Here is a 20,433-nt window from a genome sequence, read left to right on the forward strand (position 1 = left end):
GGAGGCGGCGGGTGAAACCATCACATCTCGGGTGTCGATATCGGCACCCTAGGGTGGTGTCCATGGTGTCCGCTCCCCACGCCCCCGCCCCTCGCGGCGACCGCCCCACCCACGTCGCTGACCTGCTCCGACTCGTCACGCGCGACCCCGGTCGGCCCCGGCTCACGTGGTACGGGGACGACGGCGAGCGCGTCGAGCTCTCCGGCGCGGTGCTCGAGAACTGGGTGAACAAGACGACGAACCTGCTCGTCGAGGAATTCGACGCCGGTCCTCGAACGCAGGTCGTTCTCGATCTTCCCGTGCATTGGCGGACCGTCGTCTGGGCGTTCGCTGCATGGCGCGTGGGAGCGACCGTGGTCCTGACGGACGAGAATGCCACCGGTGCGAGCACGCCGCACGCCGACGTGGTCGTCACCGACCGCCCGGACCGGTGGACGGCGTCCGGCGCGGAGCTCGTCGCCGTCGCGCTTCCTGCCCTCGCCCGTGCGTTCGACGGCGCGCTCCGGGCCGGTGCGATCGACGCTGCGTCGGCGGTGATGACGTACGGCGACCAGGTCGGGTGGGTCCCGCAGGTCGAGCCCGCAGCACCGGCGTGGGTCTCCGGCGCCGGCAGCGCGGCGCACGAGGAGCTCGTGCCGCGCACCGGGACCGCGCCCGGGGCGCGGACGCTGGTCACTCCGGGCGCGGGCTCCGCTACCCTGGGGGCGTGCCTCGCGGTCCTGGCCGACGACGGGTCGGTCGTCCTGGTCTCCCCGAGGTACGCGCGACGGCTCCGCACGGACGAGGACGCGGCGCGGCGCCTCGCCACGGGCGAACGGATCGACGCCGAAGCGCACGTCGACAGGGACGCCCCCCAGCCGGACCGACCCCGGTCCCCGACGACCTCGACCTGAAGCAGGGGAGCATCATGCCCGTCCGTCGGATCGGCCCTCGGGCTGCCGAACTCCTCACCAGTCTCGGTGTCGCCGTCGGCGTCGTCGTCGCCGCCGTCCTCGTCAAGGCGTTCGACCGGATGTTCGGGTTCTGGGGGGACAACGCAGAGTCGTTCGCCCCCCTGTGGCACCACCTCGGGACGGAGCTCCGCGCCGGCCGCTGGCTGCCGATGGACCCCGCAGGCTGGGCCGGGGGCAACTACGTCGCCGAGGCGGCCTACGGCGTGCTCAACCCCGTAAGCCTCGCCAACTTCGTCCTGCTGTCCGGCTTCGACGACCTCGCTCGAGGGATCTTCGTCGTCATGACGGAGTTCCTCGCGCTCCTGGGCGTCGCCACCTACCTGCTCGCACGGTCCTACGGTGCGGCGCGGGGCCCGGCGGTGAGCGTCGGTCTGGCCATGCCGCTCGCCGGCTTCACGCTGTTCTACGGTGCCGGCAACTGGGCGTCCGGCCTCATGGCCACGACCTGGGTGGTGTGGTTCTGGTGGGCCTCGCACCGGTACTCCCGCGGCACCCTGAACCCGCTCGTCGCGTTCGCGTTCGGCGGGCTGGCCGTGACGGTCGGCAACCCCTACGCGATCCTCGGCATCCTCGTGGTCCTGGCGGCCCTGGCGGCGGACCTCGTCGTGCGGCGGCGGTGGTCGACGCTCGGGCGTCTGGTGGTCCTCGGAGCGAGCGTCGGGGCGCTTGCCGCCGTCGTGTACCTGCCCCTGGTGGGGACGCTCGGGGTGACCGTGCGTCAGGCTCCCGAGGCCGTCTCCAACGACGGGTACATGGTCCCCGACCTCCAGGACCTCGCGGGCATGAGCAGCCCCTCCTACTTGCCGTCCATGCTGGCGTGGTACTCCCGCTCGGACTACGTGCCCTCGACGTACCTCGCGTGGTTCGTCCTCCCGCTCCTCCCCTGGCTCCGCTGGGGAGCGGCGCGAGCACTCGGCAAGCGTCTCGTAGGACCGCTCGTCTTCACCTCGCTCATGCTCCTCCTCACCGTCGGACCCGCCCAGATCTGGCTTTTCCGGTGGCCCATCCGGTTGGTCGAGTACACGTACGTCGGGGTCTGCGTGCTCTTCGCAGCGCTGCTCTCCCTCGGTCTCGCGCGCTCCCACCGGGGTCTCCGCGCCGCGCTCAGCGCGACCGTGGTCGCCTTCGGTTTCTTCAACGCCTGGGCCGTCACGCCGCAGGACTGGACCGTGCACCTCGCGTTCGCCGGCACGGTGCTCGCGCTCGTCGCGGCCGCCGTGCTGGTCGCACGCCGCTTCGGGGCGCGCTGGGTCGTGGTGCCCCTCGTCGCAGGGTGCCTCGTCGTGGCGCCGGCGCAGGCGTCGCTGTTCGGGTGGAGCCACCAGCAGCTCGGCGTCGCCGCCGACCGCGGGGCGGCGCACGACCTCACCGAGCTGCGCGCCGCGACCGCGCCCTACTTAGGAGCGGTGCTGCAGCTCGGCTCGATCGAGGCGCTGGAGCCCGGTTCCAGCGCCGTGCGGGAGGGCCACCTCGTGTTCGGTCATCAGGGCGCGGCGGCGGGACTGGAGACGCTCGGCCGCTACACCGGCATCGACTTCCCGTCCTTCACGTCGCCGCTGTGCATGGACTACCGCGGCGGCACGGGCTGCGCGAGCCTCGCGGAGCGCCTGCAGGACCCGGTCGAGGGCGGCTACGACGCCACGCTGCTCGATGCGCTCGGCGTGGACACGCTCGTCTACAGCAAGGCCTCGTTCGAGCCGGAGGAGATCGTGCGGCCCAGCGGCTGGCGCGAGGTCGTGGACGACGCCGACCGTGTCGTCTTCGTCCGTCCCACGCCCGCACCCGACGTCACGGCCACCCCGTCGGAGGAAGTCGTCTCGGCCGAGGCGACGACGGCCGAGGACGGCTCCGTGCACGTGCGCGTCGTCGCCGACAGAGACGGGACGGTGCTCCTCGACCGGCTCGCGTGGCCGGGGTACGGCGCTCAGGACGGCGAGGGTCGTGCGCTCGCCGTCCGCGAGGGGCCGTACGGACTCCTCGAGGTGAGCGTCCCCGCCGGGACCACGGACGTCACCCTGTCGTTCCGCAGTCCCGGGCTGACGACCGGAGCGGCGATCGCCGCTGGCGGGCTCCTGGCGGCTCTCGTGCTGGCCGTCGTCCACGTGCTGGGCGGCCGACGCCGGGCCCGCCCCTTCCCGCCCGAGGACGACCGGGTCGTGCCCCTTCAGGCGGTGACCGAGTCCAGCTCGTCGACGATGTGACCGGCGATCTCGAGGGCGCACGTCGCGGCGGGTGACGGGGCGTTCAGCACGTGCACCTGGCGCGACGTGCCCTGGACGAGGAAGTCGTCGACCATCGTGCCGTCCCGGCGCAGCGCCTGCGCGCGGACCCCGGCCTCCGCCGGGCTCAGGTCGTCGACACCGATGCCAGGGACGAGCTCGGAGAGGCTGCGCGCGAAGGCGCGCCCCGAGACGGACCGCAGACCCTCCTTCACGCCGGCGGCGACGTTGCGCGCCGCGAGCCTCCACAGTCCCGGCCACGCGAGGGACCCGGCGAGCTCCTTGACGTCCACGTCACGCCAGCGGTATCCCTCGCGCGCGAGCGCGAAGACCGCGTTCGGGCCCGCGTGCACGGACCCGTCGACCATCTTCGTCAGGTGCACGCCGAGGAACGGGAACGCCGGGTCGGGCACCGGGTAGATGAGTCCGTTGACGAGGTAGCGACGCTCGGGGACGAGCTCGAAGTACTCGCCTCGGAACGGGACGATGCGCGCCTCGGGCTCGAGCCCGGAGGCCGCCGCGACACGGTCGCTGTAGAGGCCCGCGCACGCGACGAGCGAGTCTGCGCGGACCTCGCCCCGGGTCGTCTCGACCACGACGCCGTTCGGCTCCGTCCGCGCGGAGACGAACTCCGCGCCGTAGCGGATCTCGCCGCCCCGCTCGAGGACGAGGTCGAGCATCGCCCGGCACACGCCGACGTAGTCCACGATCCCGGTGCTCTCGACCCGGAGGGCGCGCACCGCGCGGACGTACGGCTCGTACTCGCGTGCCTCCTCGGCCGAGACCACGCGAGCGGGGACGCCGTTCTCCACCGCCCGCGCGGCCAGACGATCGAGCTGGGCGACCTGGTCGTCCGAGGTCGCGACGACGAGCTTGCCGCAGATGTCGACCGTCACCCCGTGCTCGCGCGCGAAGGCCGTCATGGACTTCGCGCCCGCCACCGACATCCGCGCCTTGTGCGAGCCCGGCGTGTAGTAGAGACCGGAGTGGATCACGCCGGAGTTGCGCCCGGTCTGGTGCGCCGCGGGCCGCTCCTCCTTCTCGAGGACGACGACCTCGTCCCCACGCCGCGAGAGCCTCTCGGCGACGGCAAGACCGACGATTCCCGCACCTACCACTACGACTCGCGACATGACGACCCTTCACCGACGTGACTGACGCGGCGACGGGGGCGGGACGGAGTTCCGTCAGCCCGTGACAACTCCGTCGCGCACGGTCAGGGTACCCCCTTCGAACCGCTGGGTCGTCGTCCCGCCGGTCGTCACGGCCTCGGCGACCGGAACTCCGAGACGACCCGCGTAGCCTCCCCGGTCCGACCAGCCGCGAGCGACCGCCGCCGGCACGAGGAGAGCGCCCGTCGTCGGCGTCCACGCGACCTGCGCACCTGACGAGAACGAGCTGTACCCACCGGCGCGCCCGGCGTAGTTGACCGGCTCGGAGACCGGGTAGCCCGGCCCGCGGGTCCCTCCGGCAGCACGCCACCGGTCACGGATCGCCCCCCACACGGTGTAGGTCGCGCCCGACGGGGCGGAGACCGTCGTCACGCCGGCGGCCAGGTCGATCTCCCACCCGCTGCCGTCCGCGGTCCGCTTCTGGTCCGTGGTGGGGTAGCCGAGGCCGTTCACGCCGCCGCGCCCGTACCAGTAGTGCCGTACCGGGCCGTGGATCACGTGCGCACCGGTCGACGCCGTGGCGAGGATGGTGCCGCCGCCCTCGAACTCGGCGAACGTCCCGACGCCGTCCCCCACCGGTCCCTCGGACCGCGTGGGGTAGCCGAGGAGACCCGTGGCTCCCCCGCTGCGCCACCACGCGGCGCGGACACCGCCGGTCAGCGTCCTGGCCCCGGTGGTCGGGGTCCACAGGACGGAGCCCCCCTTCTCGAACTCCACGAAGAGACCTCTGCCGTCCCCGACCGGGGACTGCGTCCGGTTCGGGTACCCGAGGGTTCCCGTCGCACCGCCCGTCCGCCACCACTCCGAGCGGAGCGCCCCCGAGATCGCGGCGGTGCCCGTGGTCGGCGTCGACAGGAGCGAGCCGGTGCTCTCGAACTCGATGAAGACTCCGCGGCCGTCCCCGACGAACCGCTGGGAGGTCGTGGGGTAGCCGAGCCAGCCCGTCGCGCCGCCCTCGCGCCACCAGCCCCGGCGGAGGTCACCGCCGATGGCCTGGCTCCCGGTCTGCGGGCTCCAGACGACGCTCGCGTCGGCGCTGAACTCCTGCGCGCGCCCGCGCCGGTCGCCGACGTCGAACTCGAAGCTCCGCGGGAACCCCATGCCGGTGAACCCCGACCCGGCGAGCCAGCCCGGTCGGATGCGCGGCGAGATCGAGTGCACCCCCACGCCGGGCTCGTACGTCGCGCTGAACCCGTTCGTGAAGTACGCGGCCGACCCCGTACCGACGTCGGACTCGAGCTGGCCCACGTCGCCCCACGTGCGGCCGAGCGCCTGCCAGTTGCTCCAGATCTGCGTCTTGGCCGCGCCGGTCAGCTCGCCGACCCGATTCCGGAGCCACGGGAGGATCGAGTACCCGGCGTTGCCCGGGCAGGACGTGTACGCGACGTCCCGGTGCGCCAGGATCCGGTAGATCCGCACCCCCGTACCCGGTGAGAAGCGGGAGGTGGAGTGCCCCGGGGTCACGTAGGTCGAGACCTCCCACGGGTCGAACAGGTAGGACCCGCCCAGCCGCCACGCGATGATCCGGGCGACCGACTCGCGCAGCGCAGCCGACGGCGCGACGGAGGAGTAGTCGCCCATCATCGAGACGCCGAACGTGCCGGAGTTGAACCCGCCCGCGTGCGCGGCGACCGTCGCCATCGTCAGTCCGCCGAAGCGGCCCTCGAAGATCTGCCCGTACTGGTCGACGAGCACGTTGTAGCCGATGTCGCCCCAGCCTCGCGACTGGGCGTGGTAGGCGTAGATCCCGCGCACGATCCCCGGCGACTGGGCAGGGGTGTAGCTGTTGGACCCGGCGGTGTGGTGCAGGACTGCGGCCACCGTCGTCTGCGCGTACTGGGGGGTCCACGTCATGAGTGCCGGGTCGGCGCCCCACTGGGCCCGCGAGATCACGGTCGGGGGCGCAGGCGCGGTCCCCGTCCGCAGCGGGCCTGCCAGGGCGGCCGAGCGGCCTGCGCTGCTCCCCCGGGACCCGACCAGCTGCACGCCGGGAGCCTGGGCACCGAGCTGCTCGTCGACGTCGGTGACGTCGGTCGAGATCGCCGCGACGTCGAGGCCTTCCGCCATCGGGCCGTCAGGCCCCCACGCGCGCACCTCGACGCGAGCGGCCCCGCCGGTGAACCACGGGTCGGTGCCGCCGCCGTCGCCGTCGGGGTCCTGCTCCGGCTCCAGCGCCGTCCACTCCGACCACTCGTCGTCCGCACCCTGGGCCCGGACCTCGACCCGGTCCGGCGACACGGTGCCCTTCCACGTCACCCCGACGATGGTCGCGCCGTCGACGTCGACCGCCCGTGCGGGGACCGCTCCGAGCACCGGTGCGTCCTGTGCCGCGGCCACCTCGGCCGAGACCTGCGCGTCCGGTGCGGCAGGCTCGTCGGCCGGCACGACCGGCGCGTCGCCGAGGTCGAACGCCGCGACGTCGGTGCTCGCGTCCTGCTGCGCGTCGACCGCGGGGTGCGTCACGTCACCCGGGACGGCCACGGTGACGTTCGGTGCCGGGCCCTGCGCCGTCGGCGCCGCCGACGCGGCGCCAGCCGTCGTGGGTACGCACAACGCGGCGCACAGCACCGCCCCTGCCGTCCTTGCTGCCAGCATTCCGTTACCTGCCCCTTCGGCGGACGCCGTGTCCTGCCCCTCGGCAGTCTAGGCAGCGCCCCGCGTCTCCGCAGGTCGGGAGCGGTGCCGGTCAGTCGATGCCCGGATCCCCGTGGTAGTGGCCGAGACGACGCTTGGCGACGACCGCGAGGCCGGCCGCACCCCCGGCGGTCATCAGGTCGGCCACGGTGAAGAGCAGCCGGGATACCGTCGCGTAGGCCACCGCGGCGGGCGTCCCGACGAGGGGTGCCAGCGCGGCCACGATGACCAGCTCCCTGACGCCGGCACCGGAGGGCAGGATGAACGCGAACAGGCCGGCGAGCATCGCGAGCGCCATCACGCCGGCGCACAGCAACCACACCGACGGACCCACCTCGGCGCTCGAGCGCGCCAGGAGCCAGAGGTGGGCACCGCTGCACAGGTACGAGCCGAGAGCCCAGGCCAGGGAGGCCAGCACGGTGCGGTAGGAGACCGGGTGGTCGGGGCGCGGGCGGCGCAGGATCTTGAACCCGAAGCGCGCGGCGGCCGTGAGGATGCGCGGGTGCAGGCAGATCAGCGCGACCGGCAGCATGAGGTACAGCCAGTAGAGCCAGGAGAGGTCGCCGTTCTCGCGCACGATCTCCGGGACGGCGAGGGCTCCCGCGAGCAGGGCCGCCACGATCGTCACGGCGATCGAGAAGAGCGTCCCCGCGAAGACGCGCGCCCGCGCCAGCCCGGCCTTGCGGCCCAGCTCGAGCTGGAGCACGTAGGCCCAGACGGATCCCGGCAGGTACTTGCCGAGCTGCCCCACGAGGAAGACCTGAGCGCCGCGCCCGGGTCCGATCGGCTTGCCCAGGTCGTCGACGAGGACCTGCCAGCTCATCGTCGCGCACCCGATCGACGCGACGACAGCGACCAGCGAGAGGACGATGGACCAGGGAGAGATGTCGCGCAGGTACGGCAGCACCTCGTCCCAGTTGGTCCACAGGTAGAAGACGGCCGCCCCGACCACCGTCGCCAGGAGCACGTACCGCGCGACGTTGAGGATCTTGTCGCGCGCCCGCGGCTCGGCGGCGGGCGCGCCGTCCTGCGCGGGTGCGGCCGGCGGGGCCGGCTCCGTCGACGGGTTCTCCGGCGCGAGCTCGGACACGTGCTCGCGGTCCAGGGCGTCCTCCATCAGACCGCCTCCCGAATCTCGCGGGCCGCCCGCTCGAGCGACGACCGCACCGGTCGGGTCGGCGCCGCCGCACGCCATGCCGCGCGGTCCGCGGCGATCGCGTCGAGGCCTGCCGCGTCGTCCAGCAGGAGGTCGCCGTCCGCGTAGCGCGACGCGAGGAGGTCCGCCACCTCGGGCGCGGCTCCAGCCCTGCTCAGGCCGACGGCGTTCACCCCGTGCAGGCGCGGCGGCACGCCGAACACCTTCGTCCACGGGGGGACGTCCCCCGTCAGCGCCGTGCCCATGCCGACCATCGCACCGGGGCCGATCACGCGGCGCTGGTGCACGACCGCGTTCATCCCCAGGGTCGCGCGGGACCCGATCGTGCAGTGACCACCCACGCTCACGCCCGCGGAGACGGTGACGTCGTCGCCGAGCTGGACGTCGTGGGCGAGGTACGCGCCGTTGAGGAGCCAGCACCGGGCGCCGACGACAGTGCGCCGCGCGCTGCCCTGGTGGATCACGACGCGCTCGCGCAGGACCGAGTCCGCACCGATCTCGACACCCTGGTGCTCGAGGTCGCCCGTCCAGGCGGTGTTCTGTCGTAGGGACGCGATCTCCGGCGGCGCACCCACGCTCGCCCCCGCCCCGATCCACACCCTGTCGCCCACGCGCAGCGGGCCGAACAGGGTGACGTACGGGCCGAGCGCCACGTCGGCGCCGAGCTCCACGCCTGGTCCGACGTACGCCGTCGGATGGATGCGGGGATGTCCCTGGTGGGTGGTCACGGTACTCCTTCAGAACGAGGTCGCCGACGAGAATCCCCCTGGCGCCTCAGGACTCGTGCACTGCGTCGAGGGGCCGTTGGTCCGTCCCCAGCAGCGTCGTACGGGTGACTAGGATGGGGCGGACGGCAACTGACCCGGGTGATTCTACCCAGGAGCCGGGGGGCACCGACGTAGGCGCCTCACGCATCGCGCACCCGGTGACGTCTGAGCGTCGACGCCCGTAGAGGACCGTGGAAAGTAGGCATGATCGATGATTCCGATTTCCGTCGTGCGGCTCAGCCCCCAGGCAGAGGAGCTCGCCGTCGACGTCATCCGCTCGGGCACGATCGCCCAGGGCCCCAAGGTCGCCGAGTTCGAGCGGCGCTTCGCCGAGCTCGTCGGGGCTGAGCACGCCGTCGCCGTGAACAACGGGACGACCTCGCTCGTGGCCTCGCTGCAGGTCCTCGACCTGCAGCCGGGGGACGAGGTCGTCACGAGCCCGTTCACCTTCGTCGCGACGCTCAACGCGATCCTCGAGGCCGGGGCGACGGCGCGGTTCGGCGACATCTCCACGGACGACTTCAACCTGACCCCCGAGTCGGCGCGCGCCGCGGTGACGGACCGCACCAAGGTCCTCATGCCGGTGCACCTGTACGGCCAGACGGCGGACATGACCGGTCTGGGCGCGCTCGCCGAGGAGCGCGGGCTGCGCATCGTGGAGGACGCGGCGCAGGCGCACGGCGCGACGTTCGAGGGCCGCGGGGCCGGGACGTTCGGCCTGGGCAGCTTCTCGTTCTACGCCACCAAGAACCTCACCACCGGTGAGGGCGGGATGATCACGACGAACGACGCGGACCTCGCCGACCGGCTGCGGGTCCTGCGCAACCAGGGGATGCGCCAGCGCTACCAGTACGAGGTCGCCGGCCACAACTACCGCATGACCGACCTGCAGGCGGCGCTCGTCCTGCCGCAGCTCGACTCCTACGGCGACAACCTCACCAAGCGGCGGGCGAACGCGGCACGGCTCACCGAGCTGCTCGGCGACGTCGACGGGCTCGTCCTGCCCCAGCAGCTCCCGGGGCGCGAGCACGTGTGGCACCAGTACACCGTCCTGCTCCCCGAGGAGCGCGCGGAGCACCGCGAGAGCATCATCGAGCGCCTGCGCGACGAGCACGGCGTGGGCAGCGGCGTGTACTACCCGAAGACGGTCTACGACTACGACTGCTACCGCGACCGCGAGGACGTCGTCATCGGTGACGCGCCCGTGGCGGACGCCGTCGTCCGTCGTTGTCTCTCGATCCCGGTGCACGCGTACCTCTCCTCGGAGGACGTCGAGACGATCGCCGACTCGCTCCGGAAGGTCCTCGCCTGATGGCGGCGCCGAAGCTCGCCCTCGTGGGCGCGGGCTCGATGGGGCAGAACCACGCCCGCGTGATCGCCGCCTCTCCGCGTGCCGAGCTCGCGCTGGTGGTCGACCCGCACGAGCAGACGGGCCGCGCCGTCGCGGAGCGCTTCGGGGCCCGCTGGGCGCCGGACACCGACGGCCTCGCCGGCGTGGACGCGGTGGTGGTCGCCGCCTCGACGGAGTACCACTACGACATCGCCAAGAACGTCATCGAGGCGGGCCGCCCGCTCCTCGTGGAGAAGCCCGTCTGCCCCTCGCTGGAGCAGACCGAGGAGATCCTCGCGGCCTCCCTCGCGGCCGACGTCCCCCTGATGTGCGGCCTCCTCGAGCGGTACAACGCCGCCGTGATGGTCGCGCTGTCGATGGTCGAGCAGCCGCACCTGATCCGCGCCGAGCGGCACTCGCCGTACGCGCCCCGGATCAAGACCGGTGTGGCGTGGGACCTCCTCGTGCACGACGTCGACCTGGTGTCGCGGTTCTTCGGGAACGCCGATCCTCGGTCCCTCTCGGTCGAGGTGGGCCACTTCAGCCCGCAGTCGGCGCCGGGTGCGGAGGACGTGATCGAGACGTCCATGCGGTTCGACGGCGGCGGGATCGCGACGGTCTCCGCGAGCCGGATCGGCCAGCGCAAGGTCCGGACGCTCGTCATCCAGGAGCTCGACCGCATGATCGAGGTCGACCTGCTGCGGCGCGGAGTCACCGCGTACCGCCACACCACGATCGAGGAGGCGCGGGACGGCGGCCCCGGGTTCCGTCAGGCGACGGAGATGGAGGTGCCGGAGATCGTCGGTGCCGAGCCCCTGGTCACCCAGCTCAACCGTTTCCTCGACCTCGTCGAGGGCACGGCCGACGCCGAGGAGGAGCGCCGCTCGATCCTGCCCTCGCACCGGATCGTCTCCCGGGCGCTGCAGGCGAAGGCGGACGCCGCCACCGAGGCGGCACTTCAGGCCTGACCGGTCTCCTGACGCGCGAGAGGGGCGCACTCACACGCGGTGTGAGTGCGCCCCTCTCGTGCACGCAGGCCCGTGTCGCGTCAGCCCTGCGTGAACTCCGGGACGCCGTCAGGGCCGAACGCGACCGAGGCGACGCGACGCGCCGGGACGCCCGCGACCACGGTCCGGGCAGGGACGTCCTTGGTGACCACCGCTCCCGCGCCGATCACCGCCTCGTCCCCGATCGTGACTCCCATGTTGATGACCGCCCCCGCGCCGACGAAGACGCGGTCCCCGATCGTCACGGGCGCCCGGTCCACGGTCGGGTGGCGACGTCCGCTGACGCAGCGCCGTGCCGACGAGTGGGTGTAGATCTGGACGCCCGACGAGATGTCGCAGCCCTCCCCGATGGTGAGCCCACCGGAGCCGTCGATCACCGTGAACGCGCCGATCCACGTGCCCTGGCCGATGGTCGGCTCCCCGACGATCCACGCGAGCGGGTTGTACGGGTTGGCGGGCAGGCCGGCCCGGTCCTCGGCCAAGGTCAGCCCCCGATGCGGATGAGCTCGGTCATGCCGTCCTTGACGTTGATGGTCGGCTCGAAGCCGAGCACGTCCTTCGCGCGCGTGGTGTCTGCGGCACGGCGGCTCACGAGGACGTCGCGCGGGTTGAAGATCGGCTCCACGTCGGCGCCGACAGCGTCGATCAGGATGCGGGCGAGGTCCGCGATGGACGTGTCGATGCCCGTCCCGACGTTCACCGGCACGTTGTCCTTCTCCGCCTCCATGGCGAGCACCACGGACCGCGCGATGTCGTGGACGTGGATGAAGTCCATCGACTGCTCGCCCTTGCCGTCGATGACGGGCGGCTCGCCGTTGCGGATGCGGTTCACGAAGTGGTTGATCACCGACGTGTAGTAGGCGGTGGTCTTCTGGCCCGGTCCGTAGACGTTGAAGAACCGGAGCGCGATCCACGACAGCCCCGTGCGGCGCTGGTAGTACCCGAGCAGGTCCTCACCGGTGCGCTTCGAGATGCAGTAGGGCGTGAGCGGCGAGAGCGTGTCGTCCTCGTGCATGGGGAGCTTCTCGGGGTCGCCGTAGACCGACGCGCTCGACGCGAAGACGAGCCGCTTCACGCCGTGGTCGGCCGCCGCGGCGAAGACGTTGTGCTCGCCGATGGTGTTGATCTCCATCGACTCGTACGGGTCGGCCTGGCTCTTGTTGATCGAGACGGCGGCGAGGTGCACCACGTGGCTCGCACCCTTCATCGCCGCGTGGACCGCCCCGCCGTAGCGGATGTCCTGGTCGATGAGCTCGACGTTGCCCCGCTCGGCGAGACGCGCGACCGCGTCGCGGTCGCCGCGGAACATGTTGTCGAAGATGCGCACGTCGTAGCCCTTGTCGAGAAGCTGCGAGACGACGTGCAGGCCGATGAACCCGGCACCGCCGGTGACGAAGGCCGTGCGGTTTTCAGACATGGATGAAGAGCTCCCTCAGTGGCGGTGGTTCGGTGGGCTTCTGGTCAGCGACGAGTCGTCGCGGCCGTCGAGACGACCTCGCGGACGACCTGCGCGACGTACTCGACGTCGTCGTCCGTGAGGTTGGCGTGCATCGGGATGGCGATGTGCCGGGCGAACAGGTCGGCCGACACAGGGCACGCCTCCGTGGCGCCGTAGAGCGGCTGGACGTGGCTCGCATAGGTGCCGAAGTTGCAGCCCACACCACGCGAGCGCAGCGCGAGCGCGACGGCACCCCGGTCCAGCCCCGGGTCGAGCGTGAGCACGTACGACTGCCACGGGTGGGTCCGGTCCTCGAGCTCCACCGGCAGGGTCACCTGCTCCAGGTCACCGAGCAGCGTGGCGTAGCCCGCGGCCGCCTTCGTCCGGTTCTCGAGCAGCTGGGGCAGGCGTCGGACCTGCACGCGCATGATGGCCGCGCTGATGTCGGACAGGCGGTAGTTGTAGCCGAGCTCGTCGAAGGACGGCACCGGGAGCTCGGTCGAGGCGTCGCGCACGATCGCCGGCGCGATCCCGTAGGTGTGGAGCTTGCGCGCGTGGTCGACGAGGTCGGCGCGGGCGCTCACGAGCGCGCCGCCCTCCCCCGCCGTGATGCCCTTGCGGCCGTGGAAGCTGAAGGCGGCGACGTCGGCGAGGCTCCCGGCCGGGCGGCCCTTGTACGTCGCGCCCGCGGCGCACGCCGCGTCCTCGACGAGCCACAGGCCGTGCTTGTCGGCGATCGCACGGAGCTCGTCGTAGTCGGCCGGCTGCCCGAAGACGTCGACCGCGACGATCCCGACCGTGCGCGGCGTGATCGCCGCCTCGACGGCTGCGGGGTCCATCGACCAGATGTCCGGACGAACGTCCGCGAAGACCGGCTTGGCGCCGGTCCACATGACCGAGTGCCCGGTCGCGGGGAAGGTGTAGTCGCCGACGATGACCTCGTCACCCGGCCCGGCCCCGAGGGCGAGGAGCGCGAGGTGGAGGGCCGACCCGCAGTTCGACGTCGCGAGGACGTGGGGCACCCCGGCGACCTGGGCGAAGTCCGCCTCGAGCCCGAGGCAGGCGGGCCCGGCTCCTGAGAGCCATCCGGACTCGAAGACGCCTGCGACCGCGGCAAGCTCCTCCTCTCCGACGGTGGGCTGGCCGAGTGCGACGTTCCGTGTCATGTTCCTCCTAGGTCCGTCGAAGTCTACCAACGCCCACGCCGCGCAGCGGCCCGCGACGGCGCCAGGGCGTGTCAAGGAAGGTTGCTCATGGTCGTGGGTCGTCTGACGAGGGCGCTCGTCGTGCTCGTCGCCAGCATCGCGTTGCTCCTCCCCCTCTCCGGACCGGCCGCGGCGGACGAGACCGCGGTGCCCGACGCCGGTGGGAACTTCGAGCTGTGGGGGCACGGTTACGGCCACGGTCGAGGGCTGTCCCAGTGGGGCGCGCGCGGCGCCGCCTCGCTCGGGCAGTCGTCGGCGCAGATCCTCGGGTTCTACTACCCGGGGACGATTCTCACGGGGCAGCCGGACGAGCCGATCGTGGTCCGGCTGTCGACCGGCAGGTCCGGGGAGGTCGTCGTCGACGGCGAACCAGGGCTGGTGCTGCGCTGGGGCGGAGGCGACCTCCCGCTCCCGACGGTGTCTCCCCGGGGCAGCGCCGTGCTCAGCTGGCGCCTGGTCCGCCAGGGCTCCTCGGACCTCGTGCTCGACTACGTCGACGCATCCCGCGCGACGTGGGAGCGGTACAGCCTGGTCCCGGGCGTTTGGGGCACCTTCTACGCGGCGGACGGCGCCGTGCGGCTCGTCCGGCCGTCGTACGACCGGCGCGAGTACCGCGGCGGGGTCGGTGCCACCGTCGACAAGGGGGCGCTCGTCACCGTCAACATCGTCCCCCTGGAGAGCTACCTCCTGTCGGTCGTCCCTGCCGAGATGCCGTCGAGCTGGCCGGCCGCGGCGCTCGGGGCGCAGGCGGTGGCCGCCAGGACCTACGCGAGCCACCAGCGTCAGAACGCCGGGGGCCAGATCGACACGTGCGACACCACGGCGTGCCAGGTCTACTCCGGCAGGGCGTCGTACACGATGAACGGCACCCTGACGGCGACGCACGAGGCCGCCGCGACGACCGCCGCCATCGCGGCGACGTCGGGCAACGTGCTCATCACCGGGGGTCCTCGCAGCTACGCCTTCACGCAGTTCTCGGCGGCGAACGGAGGATGGACGGCCGCGGGCTCGTTCCCGTACCTCTCCGCCCGCCCCGACCCGTACGACGGCGTCGTGCCGAGCACCGCGAACGCGTGGACGGCCGTCGTCTCCTCTGCATCGGTCCGGTCGGCCTACCCGACCGTCGGCACTCCCACGCGCCTGACCGTGCTCGGGCGGTCGGGCAACGGCCGCTGGGGCGGTCGCGTCACGCAGGTGCGCGTCGAGGGGACGGCCGGGTCGGTCACCGTCACCGGTGACGCGTTCCGGTCGGCGTTCGGGCTGCGCTCCACGTGGTGGGCGGTGGCGGGCGGCACGCAGGGCAGCGGCGGGGTCGTCGCCGACGTCACCGGCGACGGCGTCCCCGACGCCTACGGCCGCGACGCCACGTCGGGCACGCTGTCGTTCTACCCCGGCCGCGCCGACGGGACGTTCTCGCCGCCGCGGGTGGTCGGCTCCGGATGGGGGATGCACGACTGGATCGGCTCGCCCGGCGACGTCGACAAGGACGGTGTGCCCGACCTGTACGCGCGGGAGCGCAGCACCGGCACGCTCTGGCTCTACGGACAGGCCCGCGACGGCCGGTCCACGTCCCGGCGTGCTGTCGGCACGGGCTGGCACACGGTCGACATGATCGTCGCCGCGGGCGACGTCACCGGCGACGGACGGCCCGACCTGTACGCGCGGACCACCATGCTCGGTGACCTGCTGCTGTACGCGGGCCGCGCCGACGGGACGTTCGACCCTCCGCGGACCGTCAACTCCGGGTGGCACGCGCTGGACGCCGTCGTCTCCGTGGGCGACGTGACGGGCGACGGACGACCGGACCTCCTGGGGCGGCTGCGCTCGAACGGGTCGCTCGTGCTCTACCGCACCGGGCCCGGCGGGACGATCCTCGACGCGAAGGTCGTCAACTCCGGCTGGGGAGGGTTCGACCTGCTCGCGGGGTCGGCCGGCTCGGGCGGCTCCGCGCTCCTCGCTCGGGAGCCTGGGACCTCAGGCGGCCTGCTGCGCCGCTACCCGGTCGGTCCGGGCGGGACGATCCTCCCCGCCGGGCTCGTGGGCAGCGGGTGGGACCTGCACTCCGCGATCTCCTGATCAGGCCTGCGGGGCGCCGTCGCGGACGGCTGCGGCGCGCCCCGCACGCACGACGTCGCGCACGACGAAGACCGGACGCCGACGCGCGTCGTCGCCGGCGCGCCAGACGTACTCCCCCACCACACCCAGGGCGACCATGTTCGCGCCGCCCACGGCGAGGACCAGACCCGCCACGAGGGCGATCCCGGCGGGCGCCCCCGGGAAGAAGGCCAGCACGAGGGACGTGAGGAGCGTCAGCGCCCCCAGGGCGCCGATCGCCAGCCCCGCCGTGGTGAGCCAGCGGACGGGCGCGAAGGAGAACTCGACGAACGAGTCGACGACCAGCTTCACCTTCTTGGACGAGGTCCACTTGCTCACGCCGTGGGGGCGCGGGAGCTGCTCGAAGAACACGCGGCGCTGCTCGAAGCCGGACCAGGCGATCATCGCGAGGACGTTGCGGTTGTTCTCCGGCATGCGGGTGATGACGTCGATCACGCGACGCGTGACGAGGATCTGGGACGGGCCCTCGGCCGGGTAGGTCGGGACCGTCGACGAGCGGTTGAAGACCTTGGAGAAGGTCTGCGCGAACGTCTCGGACGGCCCGCGACGCGTCGCGCGGACCGAGCGCAGCCCCCACACGACGTCGGCACCCGACCGCCACTCCTCCACGAAGCTCGCCACCGCCGAGAGCGGCTCCTGCCGGTCGGCGCTGAGCGTCAGCGCCGCGTCGCCCGTGCAGTGCGTGAGGCCCGCCGTGATCGCGGCGTGCGAGCCGAAGTTCCGGGAGAGCGACACCACGAGCGCCAGGTCGTCGTCGCGCAGGTGTGCGCGCACGGCGTCCGCGGTGCCGTCGGTCGACCCGTCGTCGACGAGCACGAGCTCGATCTCCAGGTCGTCGTGCGCAGCAACGATGTCTCGGTAGAAGTCGACGATCTCGCCCGCGCTCTCGTACTCGTTGAGCGCGGGGATGATCAGGCTCAGTCGGCCTGCCGTCGGGTTCATGGTTCTCCGTCCTCGTGTCACGCTCCGCCTCGGGCGCCGTGCCATGGTAGCGATCGTCGCCGGTGCTCGACGACGGCCCGACGGGCCGGGACGCCCTCGCCCGGAGGCTAGACTGTCCGACCGAGCCCGTGCCAGACCGCCCCCGGCGGTGGAACCGCTTCCTGGAGGATGTGCTGGAATGAGCGTCGTCGCGCGCCCTGGACGACTTCGACAGTCCCTGCCGGCGGTGCTGACGCCGCTCGTCACCGTTCTGCTCGGGGTGGTGGCCGCGTGGCGGGGCAACGACTTCTTCTACGACGGCGACGCGCCGGAGTCGTTCGTCCCGCTCTGGCACCACTTCGGCGAGCAGCTGCGTGCCGGTGTCTGGCCGCAGATGGACCCGGCCGGGTGGATGGGCGGGAACTACGCCGCCGAGGCCGCCTACAGCCAGTGGAACCCGGTGATCCTGGGGAACTACGTCCTCACGTCGTTCTTCGACGACCTCGCGCTCGCCGGCGCGGTCGTCGCCATCGAGATGCTCGTGCTGCTCGCGGTGTGCACCTATCTGCTCGCCCGGTCCTACGGGGCCGGGTCATGGCCGGCCTTCGCCGTCGCGACCGCCCTCCCGGTGTCCGGGTTCACCCTCTTCTACGAGGCGGCGGGGTGGCCGGCGGGCCTGGCCGCGTTCGTGGGCGTCACCGCCTTCTGGTGGGTCGCCCACCGACAGGTCACCCGCGGCGGCTCGCCGCTCTTCACGTTCGTCGTCGGCTTCCTCGCGATGACCACGGGCAACCCCTACGCAGCCCTCGGGCTGGTCGTCGTGCTGGCTGCTCTCGGCGTGGAGCTCCTGATCGCGCGCCGCTGGCAGGGGCTGGTCTCGCTGGTCGTCACCGGCGCGCTCGTGGGCATGACCGCGTGGCTCGTCTTCGGTCCCCTGCTCGGCACGCAGGACGTGACGTCGCGACAGGAGCTGGCACGGATCGCCAACGACACCTTCATGGTCCCGGACCTGGGTGACATCGCCGGGTCGAGCACCGCCTCCTACCTGCCGTCCATCACGAACTGGGGCGGCGCCCTCGTGGAGCAGCTGCCCTCCGTGTACCTGGCATGGTTCGTCCTGCCGCTCCTCCCGTGGCTGCGCTGGGGGGCGCTCGGAGCGCGCCTGCGCACCGCGCCGAGCCTGGCCGTGTTCGGCCTCGTCTTCGCGGTCATGGCGCTCGGGCCCTCGAACTTCTGGCTCTTCCGCTGGCCGCTGCGCGTCATCGAGTACCTGTACCTCGGTGTCCTCGTGGGCCTCGCCGTGGCGCTCACCGCGGGGCTGGCGACGTCGCACGCCCGCGCCCGTGCGCTGGGCAGCCTCTCCCTGGTGCTCCTGGGCGCCTACCTCGCCTTCGCGGTCCGGCCCGAGGACCAGCTGCGCCACGTCGCGGTCCTGGTCGTCACGCTCGGCCTGGTCGCCCTCGCCCTCCGTGTCGGCCGCCGCTCGACCGAGCAGCTCGCCGGTGTCCTGGCCGCGGGCACGCTCGTCTTCACCTTCTTCCAGACGTCGGTGTTCCCCAGCGACGGGAACCTCGGCACCTATCCCCCGTCGTCCGTGAGCGCGATCCGTGCGCAGGCGGACGGGTTCCGGGGCACGGTGCTCCAGCTGGCGAACCAGGGGCAGGCGACGTCCGAGTCGATCGAGTCGGCCCAGGTGCTGTTCGGCAACCTGCCCGTGGTCTCCGGCCACGAGTCCGTCAACCGCTACACGGGCATCGGCTACCGCGACTTCGCGAACGCGCTGTGCATCGACTACAAGGGCTCCGTCTGCCCCGAGGCGCTCGAGAAGGCTCTGCGCCCGGTCCGCGGCACGGAGGGGAACCTCCTCGACGCCCTGCGGGTCGAGACCCTCGTCCTCCAGCAGACGCAGTTCGAGGAGCAGATCGCGGACGGTCCGCCGGACGGCTGGCGCGTCGTGGAGGAGGACGACGAGCGTGCCGTGTGGGAGCGGATCGACCCCCTGACCCTCCCCGGGCGCGTCTCAGGCACGACGGGCGACCTCGAGGTCACCTCCTCGGACTCCTCGTTCGCCACCGAGACGGTCTCCGTCAGCGGCTCCGGGACGCTGACCTTCGCCCGCCTGGCCTGGCCCGGCTACACCGCCACCGCGGACGGCGACGTGATCCCGATGAAGGTGAGTCCGGAGGGGCTGCTGCAGGTCGACGTCCCCGACGGCGCCGACCAGGTGACGGTCCAGTACACGACGCCTGCGGTGCGTTCGGGCGCGATCCTGGCAGGGCTCGCTCTCGTGCTCGCGCTGGGTCAGTCGGTGGCCCTGGGCATGGTCCGGCGCCGCCGCCGCGTCGCGCCGCCCTCGGTCCCCTCCTGAGTCATCCTGAGTCCTCCCGCGTCGGCCCGCGTCGACCCCTGAGCGGGGGGCGTGGACGACGGGCGCTCCTCGGTCCGCGCCACCGCCGCGCCGAGGGCTTCCCGGAGCGGACCGTCGCGTCCTGTCGTCAGCGTCCGGCTGCGCCCGAGCCGGGTGGTCGAGGGCGGCCCCGGGCCTCAGCCCGTCGCACGGGGAAGCCAGGTCCGAGCCCAGGCGCCGCGAAGGGGCGCAGCTCGTCGTCCACGCGCCGACGGGAGCGCACGGCTCGACGCGTGTCGGGGATCGCACGGCGACGAGCGACGGGGCCCCGCGCGTGGCGGGTGTCGACCCGGCGGCGCGCAGCACGACGACGCCGAGCGGCCCACCCGTAGGCGGACCGCTCGGTGTCCTCTGCCGGCGTCGTCCCCGGCGTCACTCCGTCAGTGCGACGACCTCATGCGCTCGACGATCTCCACCGTCGGCCCGTCCCCGGTCAGCACCCCGCCCTCGAGGAGGACGCCCCGGTCGCACAGCTTGGCAACCATGTCGAGGTCGTGGCTGACGATCACCAGCGTGCGCCCCTCGTCGCGCAGCGAACGCACGCGGTCGAGGCACTTGCGCTGGAACGGCTCGTCGCCCACCGCGAGGATCTCGTCGATGAGGAACACCTCGGGGTCGCTGTGCACCGCCACCGCGAAGGCGAGCCGGAGGAACATGCCCGAGGAGTAGAACTTCACCTCGGTGTCGATGAACCGCTCGATCTCGCTGAACGCGACGATGTCGTCGAACCGTCGGGTGATGTCCTCCTCGGACATGCCGAGGATCGCACCGTTCAGGTAGACGTTCTCCCGCCCGCTGAGGTCCGGGTGGAAGCCCGCACCGACCTCGATGAGCCCGGCGACCCGGCCGCGGGTCCGCACGGTGCCCCGGTCGGGCTTCAGCACACCGGAGATGAGCTTGAGCAGCGTCGACTTGCCGGACCCGTTGAAGCCCAGGAGCGCGACCGTCTCGCCCTCGTCGATGGTCAGGTCCAGCGTGCTGAGCGCGACGAACTCGTCCGCCAGACGCTGGCGCCGGATCGACGACATCGCGAGCTCCTTGAGGGAGCGGTTGTGCCGGAGCGTGAACGTCTTCTCGACGCCTCGCACCTCGATGCTTGACACCATGTC

General features: G+C 72.5%; 15 protein-coding genes. 6 read left to right on the top strand and 9 right to left on the bottom strand.

The features are described 5' to 3' along the window. The first annotated feature begins 62 nt into the window (after nucleotides 1–62). Both GWJ10_RS14895 and GWJ10_RS14900 read left to right on the top strand, forming a co-directional pair. Nucleotides 63–893, top strand: coding sequence for a TIGR03089 family protein (locus tag GWJ10_RS14895; RefSeq protein WP_163188296.1), 831 nt, complete (start codon nucleotides 63–65; stop codon nucleotides 891–893). 14 nt (nucleotides 894–907) lie between these two features. Next, nucleotides 908–3,154, top strand: coding sequence for a hypothetical protein (locus GWJ10_RS14900; RefSeq protein WP_163188298.1), 2,247 nt, complete (start codon nucleotides 908–910; stop codon nucleotides 3,152–3,154). On the opposite strand, the gene lhgO is transcribed toward GWJ10_RS14900, so the two are convergent. The 4 genes from lhgO to GWJ10_RS14920 form a co-directional block, all read right to left on the bottom strand. Further along, nucleotides 3,118–4,305, bottom strand: a complete 1,188-nt coding sequence (gene lhgO, locus GWJ10_RS14905) for an L-2-hydroxyglutarate oxidase (RefSeq protein WP_061267499.1) — start codon at nucleotides 4,303–4,305, stop codon at nucleotides 3,118–3,120. The genes GWJ10_RS14900 and lhgO overlap by 37 nt on opposite strands. Nucleotides 4,306–4,359: 54 nt before the next feature. After that, nucleotides 4,360–6,825: an N-acetylmuramoyl-L-alanine amidase gene (locus tag GWJ10_RS14910; protein ID WP_163188300.1), complete on the bottom strand. Its 2,466-nt coding sequence runs from the start codon at nucleotides 6,823–6,825 to the stop codon at nucleotides 4,360–4,362. 205 nt (nucleotides 6,826–7,030) lie between these two features. Beyond that, complete coding sequence (locus GWJ10_RS14915; protein WP_082774385.1) at nucleotides 7,031–8,095, bottom strand: lysylphosphatidylglycerol synthase transmembrane domain-containing protein; 1,065 nt, start codon at nucleotides 8,093–8,095, stop codon at nucleotides 7,031–7,033. Beyond that, on the bottom strand, nucleotides 8,095–8,862 hold the full coding sequence (locus GWJ10_RS14920) for a DapH/DapD/GlmU-related protein (protein WP_061267497.1): 768 nt from the start codon (nucleotides 8,860–8,862) through the stop codon (nucleotides 8,095–8,097). Before GWJ10_RS14920 ends, GWJ10_RS14915 begins: the two co-directional genes overlap by 1 nt. A 250-nt stretch (nucleotides 8,863–9,112) precedes the next feature. Between GWJ10_RS14920 and GWJ10_RS14925 the strand changes: the two genes are divergently transcribed. Together GWJ10_RS14925 and GWJ10_RS14930 are read left to right on the top strand one after the other, a co-directional pair. After that, nucleotides 9,113–10,213 (top strand): DegT/DnrJ/EryC1/StrS family aminotransferase, encoded by a 1,101-nt coding sequence (locus tag GWJ10_RS14925; RefSeq protein WP_061267496.1) that lies wholly within the window; start codon nucleotides 9,113–9,115, stop codon nucleotides 10,211–10,213. Continuing rightward, nucleotides 10,213–11,199, top strand: coding sequence for a Gfo/Idh/MocA family oxidoreductase (locus GWJ10_RS14930; RefSeq protein ID WP_061267495.1), 987 nt, complete (start codon nucleotides 10,213–10,215; stop codon nucleotides 11,197–11,199). The genes GWJ10_RS14925 and GWJ10_RS14930 overlap by 1 nt, the downstream gene beginning before the upstream one ends. A gap of 80 nt (nucleotides 11,200–11,279) precedes the next feature. Here GWJ10_RS14930 and GWJ10_RS20035 read toward each other — a convergent pair whose 3' ends face one another. From GWJ10_RS20035 to GWJ10_RS14945, 3 genes are read right to left on the bottom strand one after another with little or no spacing between them, the layout of a single operon-like run. After that, nucleotides 11,280–11,720 (bottom strand): acyltransferase, encoded by a 441-nt coding sequence (locus GWJ10_RS20035; RefSeq protein WP_061267494.1) that lies wholly within the window; start codon nucleotides 11,718–11,720, stop codon nucleotides 11,280–11,282. Between the two features lie 2 nt (nucleotides 11,721–11,722). After that, nucleotides 11,723–12,655, bottom strand: a complete 933-nt coding sequence (locus GWJ10_RS14940; RefSeq protein WP_163188302.1) for an NAD-dependent epimerase/dehydratase family protein — start codon at nucleotides 12,653–12,655, stop codon at nucleotides 11,723–11,725. A gap of 44 nt (nucleotides 12,656–12,699) precedes the next feature. Then, complete coding sequence (locus GWJ10_RS14945) at nucleotides 12,700–13,842, bottom strand: DegT/DnrJ/EryC1/StrS family aminotransferase (protein WP_061267492.1); 1,143 nt, start codon at nucleotides 13,840–13,842, stop codon at nucleotides 12,700–12,702. 87 nt (nucleotides 13,843–13,929) lie between these two features. Between GWJ10_RS14945 and GWJ10_RS14950 the strand changes: the two genes are divergently transcribed. Then, the gene (locus GWJ10_RS14950) at nucleotides 13,930–15,957 is read left to right on the top strand and encodes a SpoIID/LytB domain-containing protein (RefSeq protein ID WP_061267491.1); all 2,028 of its coding nucleotides are present in this window, start codon (nucleotides 13,930–13,932) and stop codon (nucleotides 15,955–15,957) included. On the opposite strand, the gene GWJ10_RS14955 is transcribed toward GWJ10_RS14950, so the two are convergent. Continuing rightward, nucleotides 15,958–16,938, bottom strand: coding sequence for a glycosyltransferase family 2 protein (locus tag GWJ10_RS14955; RefSeq protein WP_163188304.1), 981 nt, complete (start codon nucleotides 16,936–16,938; stop codon nucleotides 15,958–15,960). 178 nt (nucleotides 16,939–17,116) lie between these two features. On the opposite strand from GWJ10_RS14955, the gene GWJ10_RS14960 reads away from it, so the two are divergent. Continuing rightward, nucleotides 17,117–19,285, top strand: coding sequence for a hypothetical protein (locus GWJ10_RS14960; RefSeq protein ID WP_163188306.1), 2,169 nt, complete (start codon nucleotides 17,117–17,119; stop codon nucleotides 19,283–19,285). A gap of 419 nt (nucleotides 19,286–19,704) precedes the next feature. On the opposite strand, the gene GWJ10_RS14965 is transcribed toward GWJ10_RS14960, so the two are convergent. After that, nucleotides 19,705–20,430, bottom strand: coding sequence for an ABC transporter ATP-binding protein (locus tag GWJ10_RS14965; protein WP_061267488.1), 726 nt, complete (start codon nucleotides 20,428–20,430; stop codon nucleotides 19,705–19,707). Nucleotides 20,431–20,433 lie beyond the last annotated feature (3 nt).

It is taken from the genome of Cellulosimicrobium sp. SL-1 (assembly GCF_011033075.1).
Classification (GTDB): domain Bacteria; phylum Actinomycetota; class Actinomycetes; order Actinomycetales; family Cellulomonadaceae; genus Cellulosimicrobium; species Cellulosimicrobium funkei.

Bases quoted from the DNA above. Each gene is read 5' to 3' on its own strand.
- GWJ10_RS14895 (WP_163188296.1), top strand. From the start codon at position 63: ATGGTGTCCGCTCCCCACGCCCCCGCCCCTCGCGGCGACCGCCCCACC.
- GWJ10_RS14900 (WP_163188298.1), top strand. From the start codon at position 908: ATGCCCGTCCGTCGGATCGGCCCTCGGGCTGCCGAACTCCTCACCAGT.
- lhgO (WP_061267499.1), bottom strand. From the start codon at position 4,305: ATGTCGCGAGTCGTAGTGGTAGGTGCGGGAATCGTCGGTCTTGCCGTC.
- GWJ10_RS14915 (WP_082774385.1), bottom strand. From the start codon at position 8,095: ATGGAGGACGCCCTGGACCGCGAGCACGTGTCCGAGCTCGCGCCGGAG.
- GWJ10_RS14925 (WP_061267496.1), top strand. From the start codon at position 9,113: ATGATTCCGATTTCCGTCGTGCGGCTCAGCCCCCAGGCAGAGGAGCTC.
- GWJ10_RS14930 (WP_061267495.1), top strand. From the start codon at position 10,213: ATGGCGGCGCCGAAGCTCGCCCTCGTGGGCGCGGGCTCGATGGGGCAG.
- GWJ10_RS14940 (WP_163188302.1), bottom strand. From the start codon at position 12,655: ATGTCTGAAAACCGCACGGCCTTCGTCACCGGCGGTGCCGGGTTCATC.
- GWJ10_RS14945 (WP_061267492.1), bottom strand. From the start codon at position 13,842: ATGACACGGAACGTCGCACTCGGCCAGCCCACCGTCGGAGAGGAGGAG.
- GWJ10_RS14950 (WP_061267491.1), top strand. From the start codon at position 13,930: ATGGTCGTGGGTCGTCTGACGAGGGCGCTCGTCGTGCTCGTCGCCAGC.
- GWJ10_RS14955 (WP_163188304.1), bottom strand. From the start codon at position 16,938: ATGAACCCGACGGCAGGCCGACTGAGCCTGATCATCCCCGCGCTCAAC.
- GWJ10_RS14960 (WP_163188306.1), top strand. From the start codon at position 17,117: ATGAGCGTCGTCGCGCGCCCTGGACGACTTCGACAGTCCCTGCCGGCG.
- GWJ10_RS14965 (WP_061267488.1), bottom strand. From the start codon at position 20,430: ATGGTGTCAAGCATCGAGGTGCGAGGCGTCGAGAAGACGTTCACGCTC.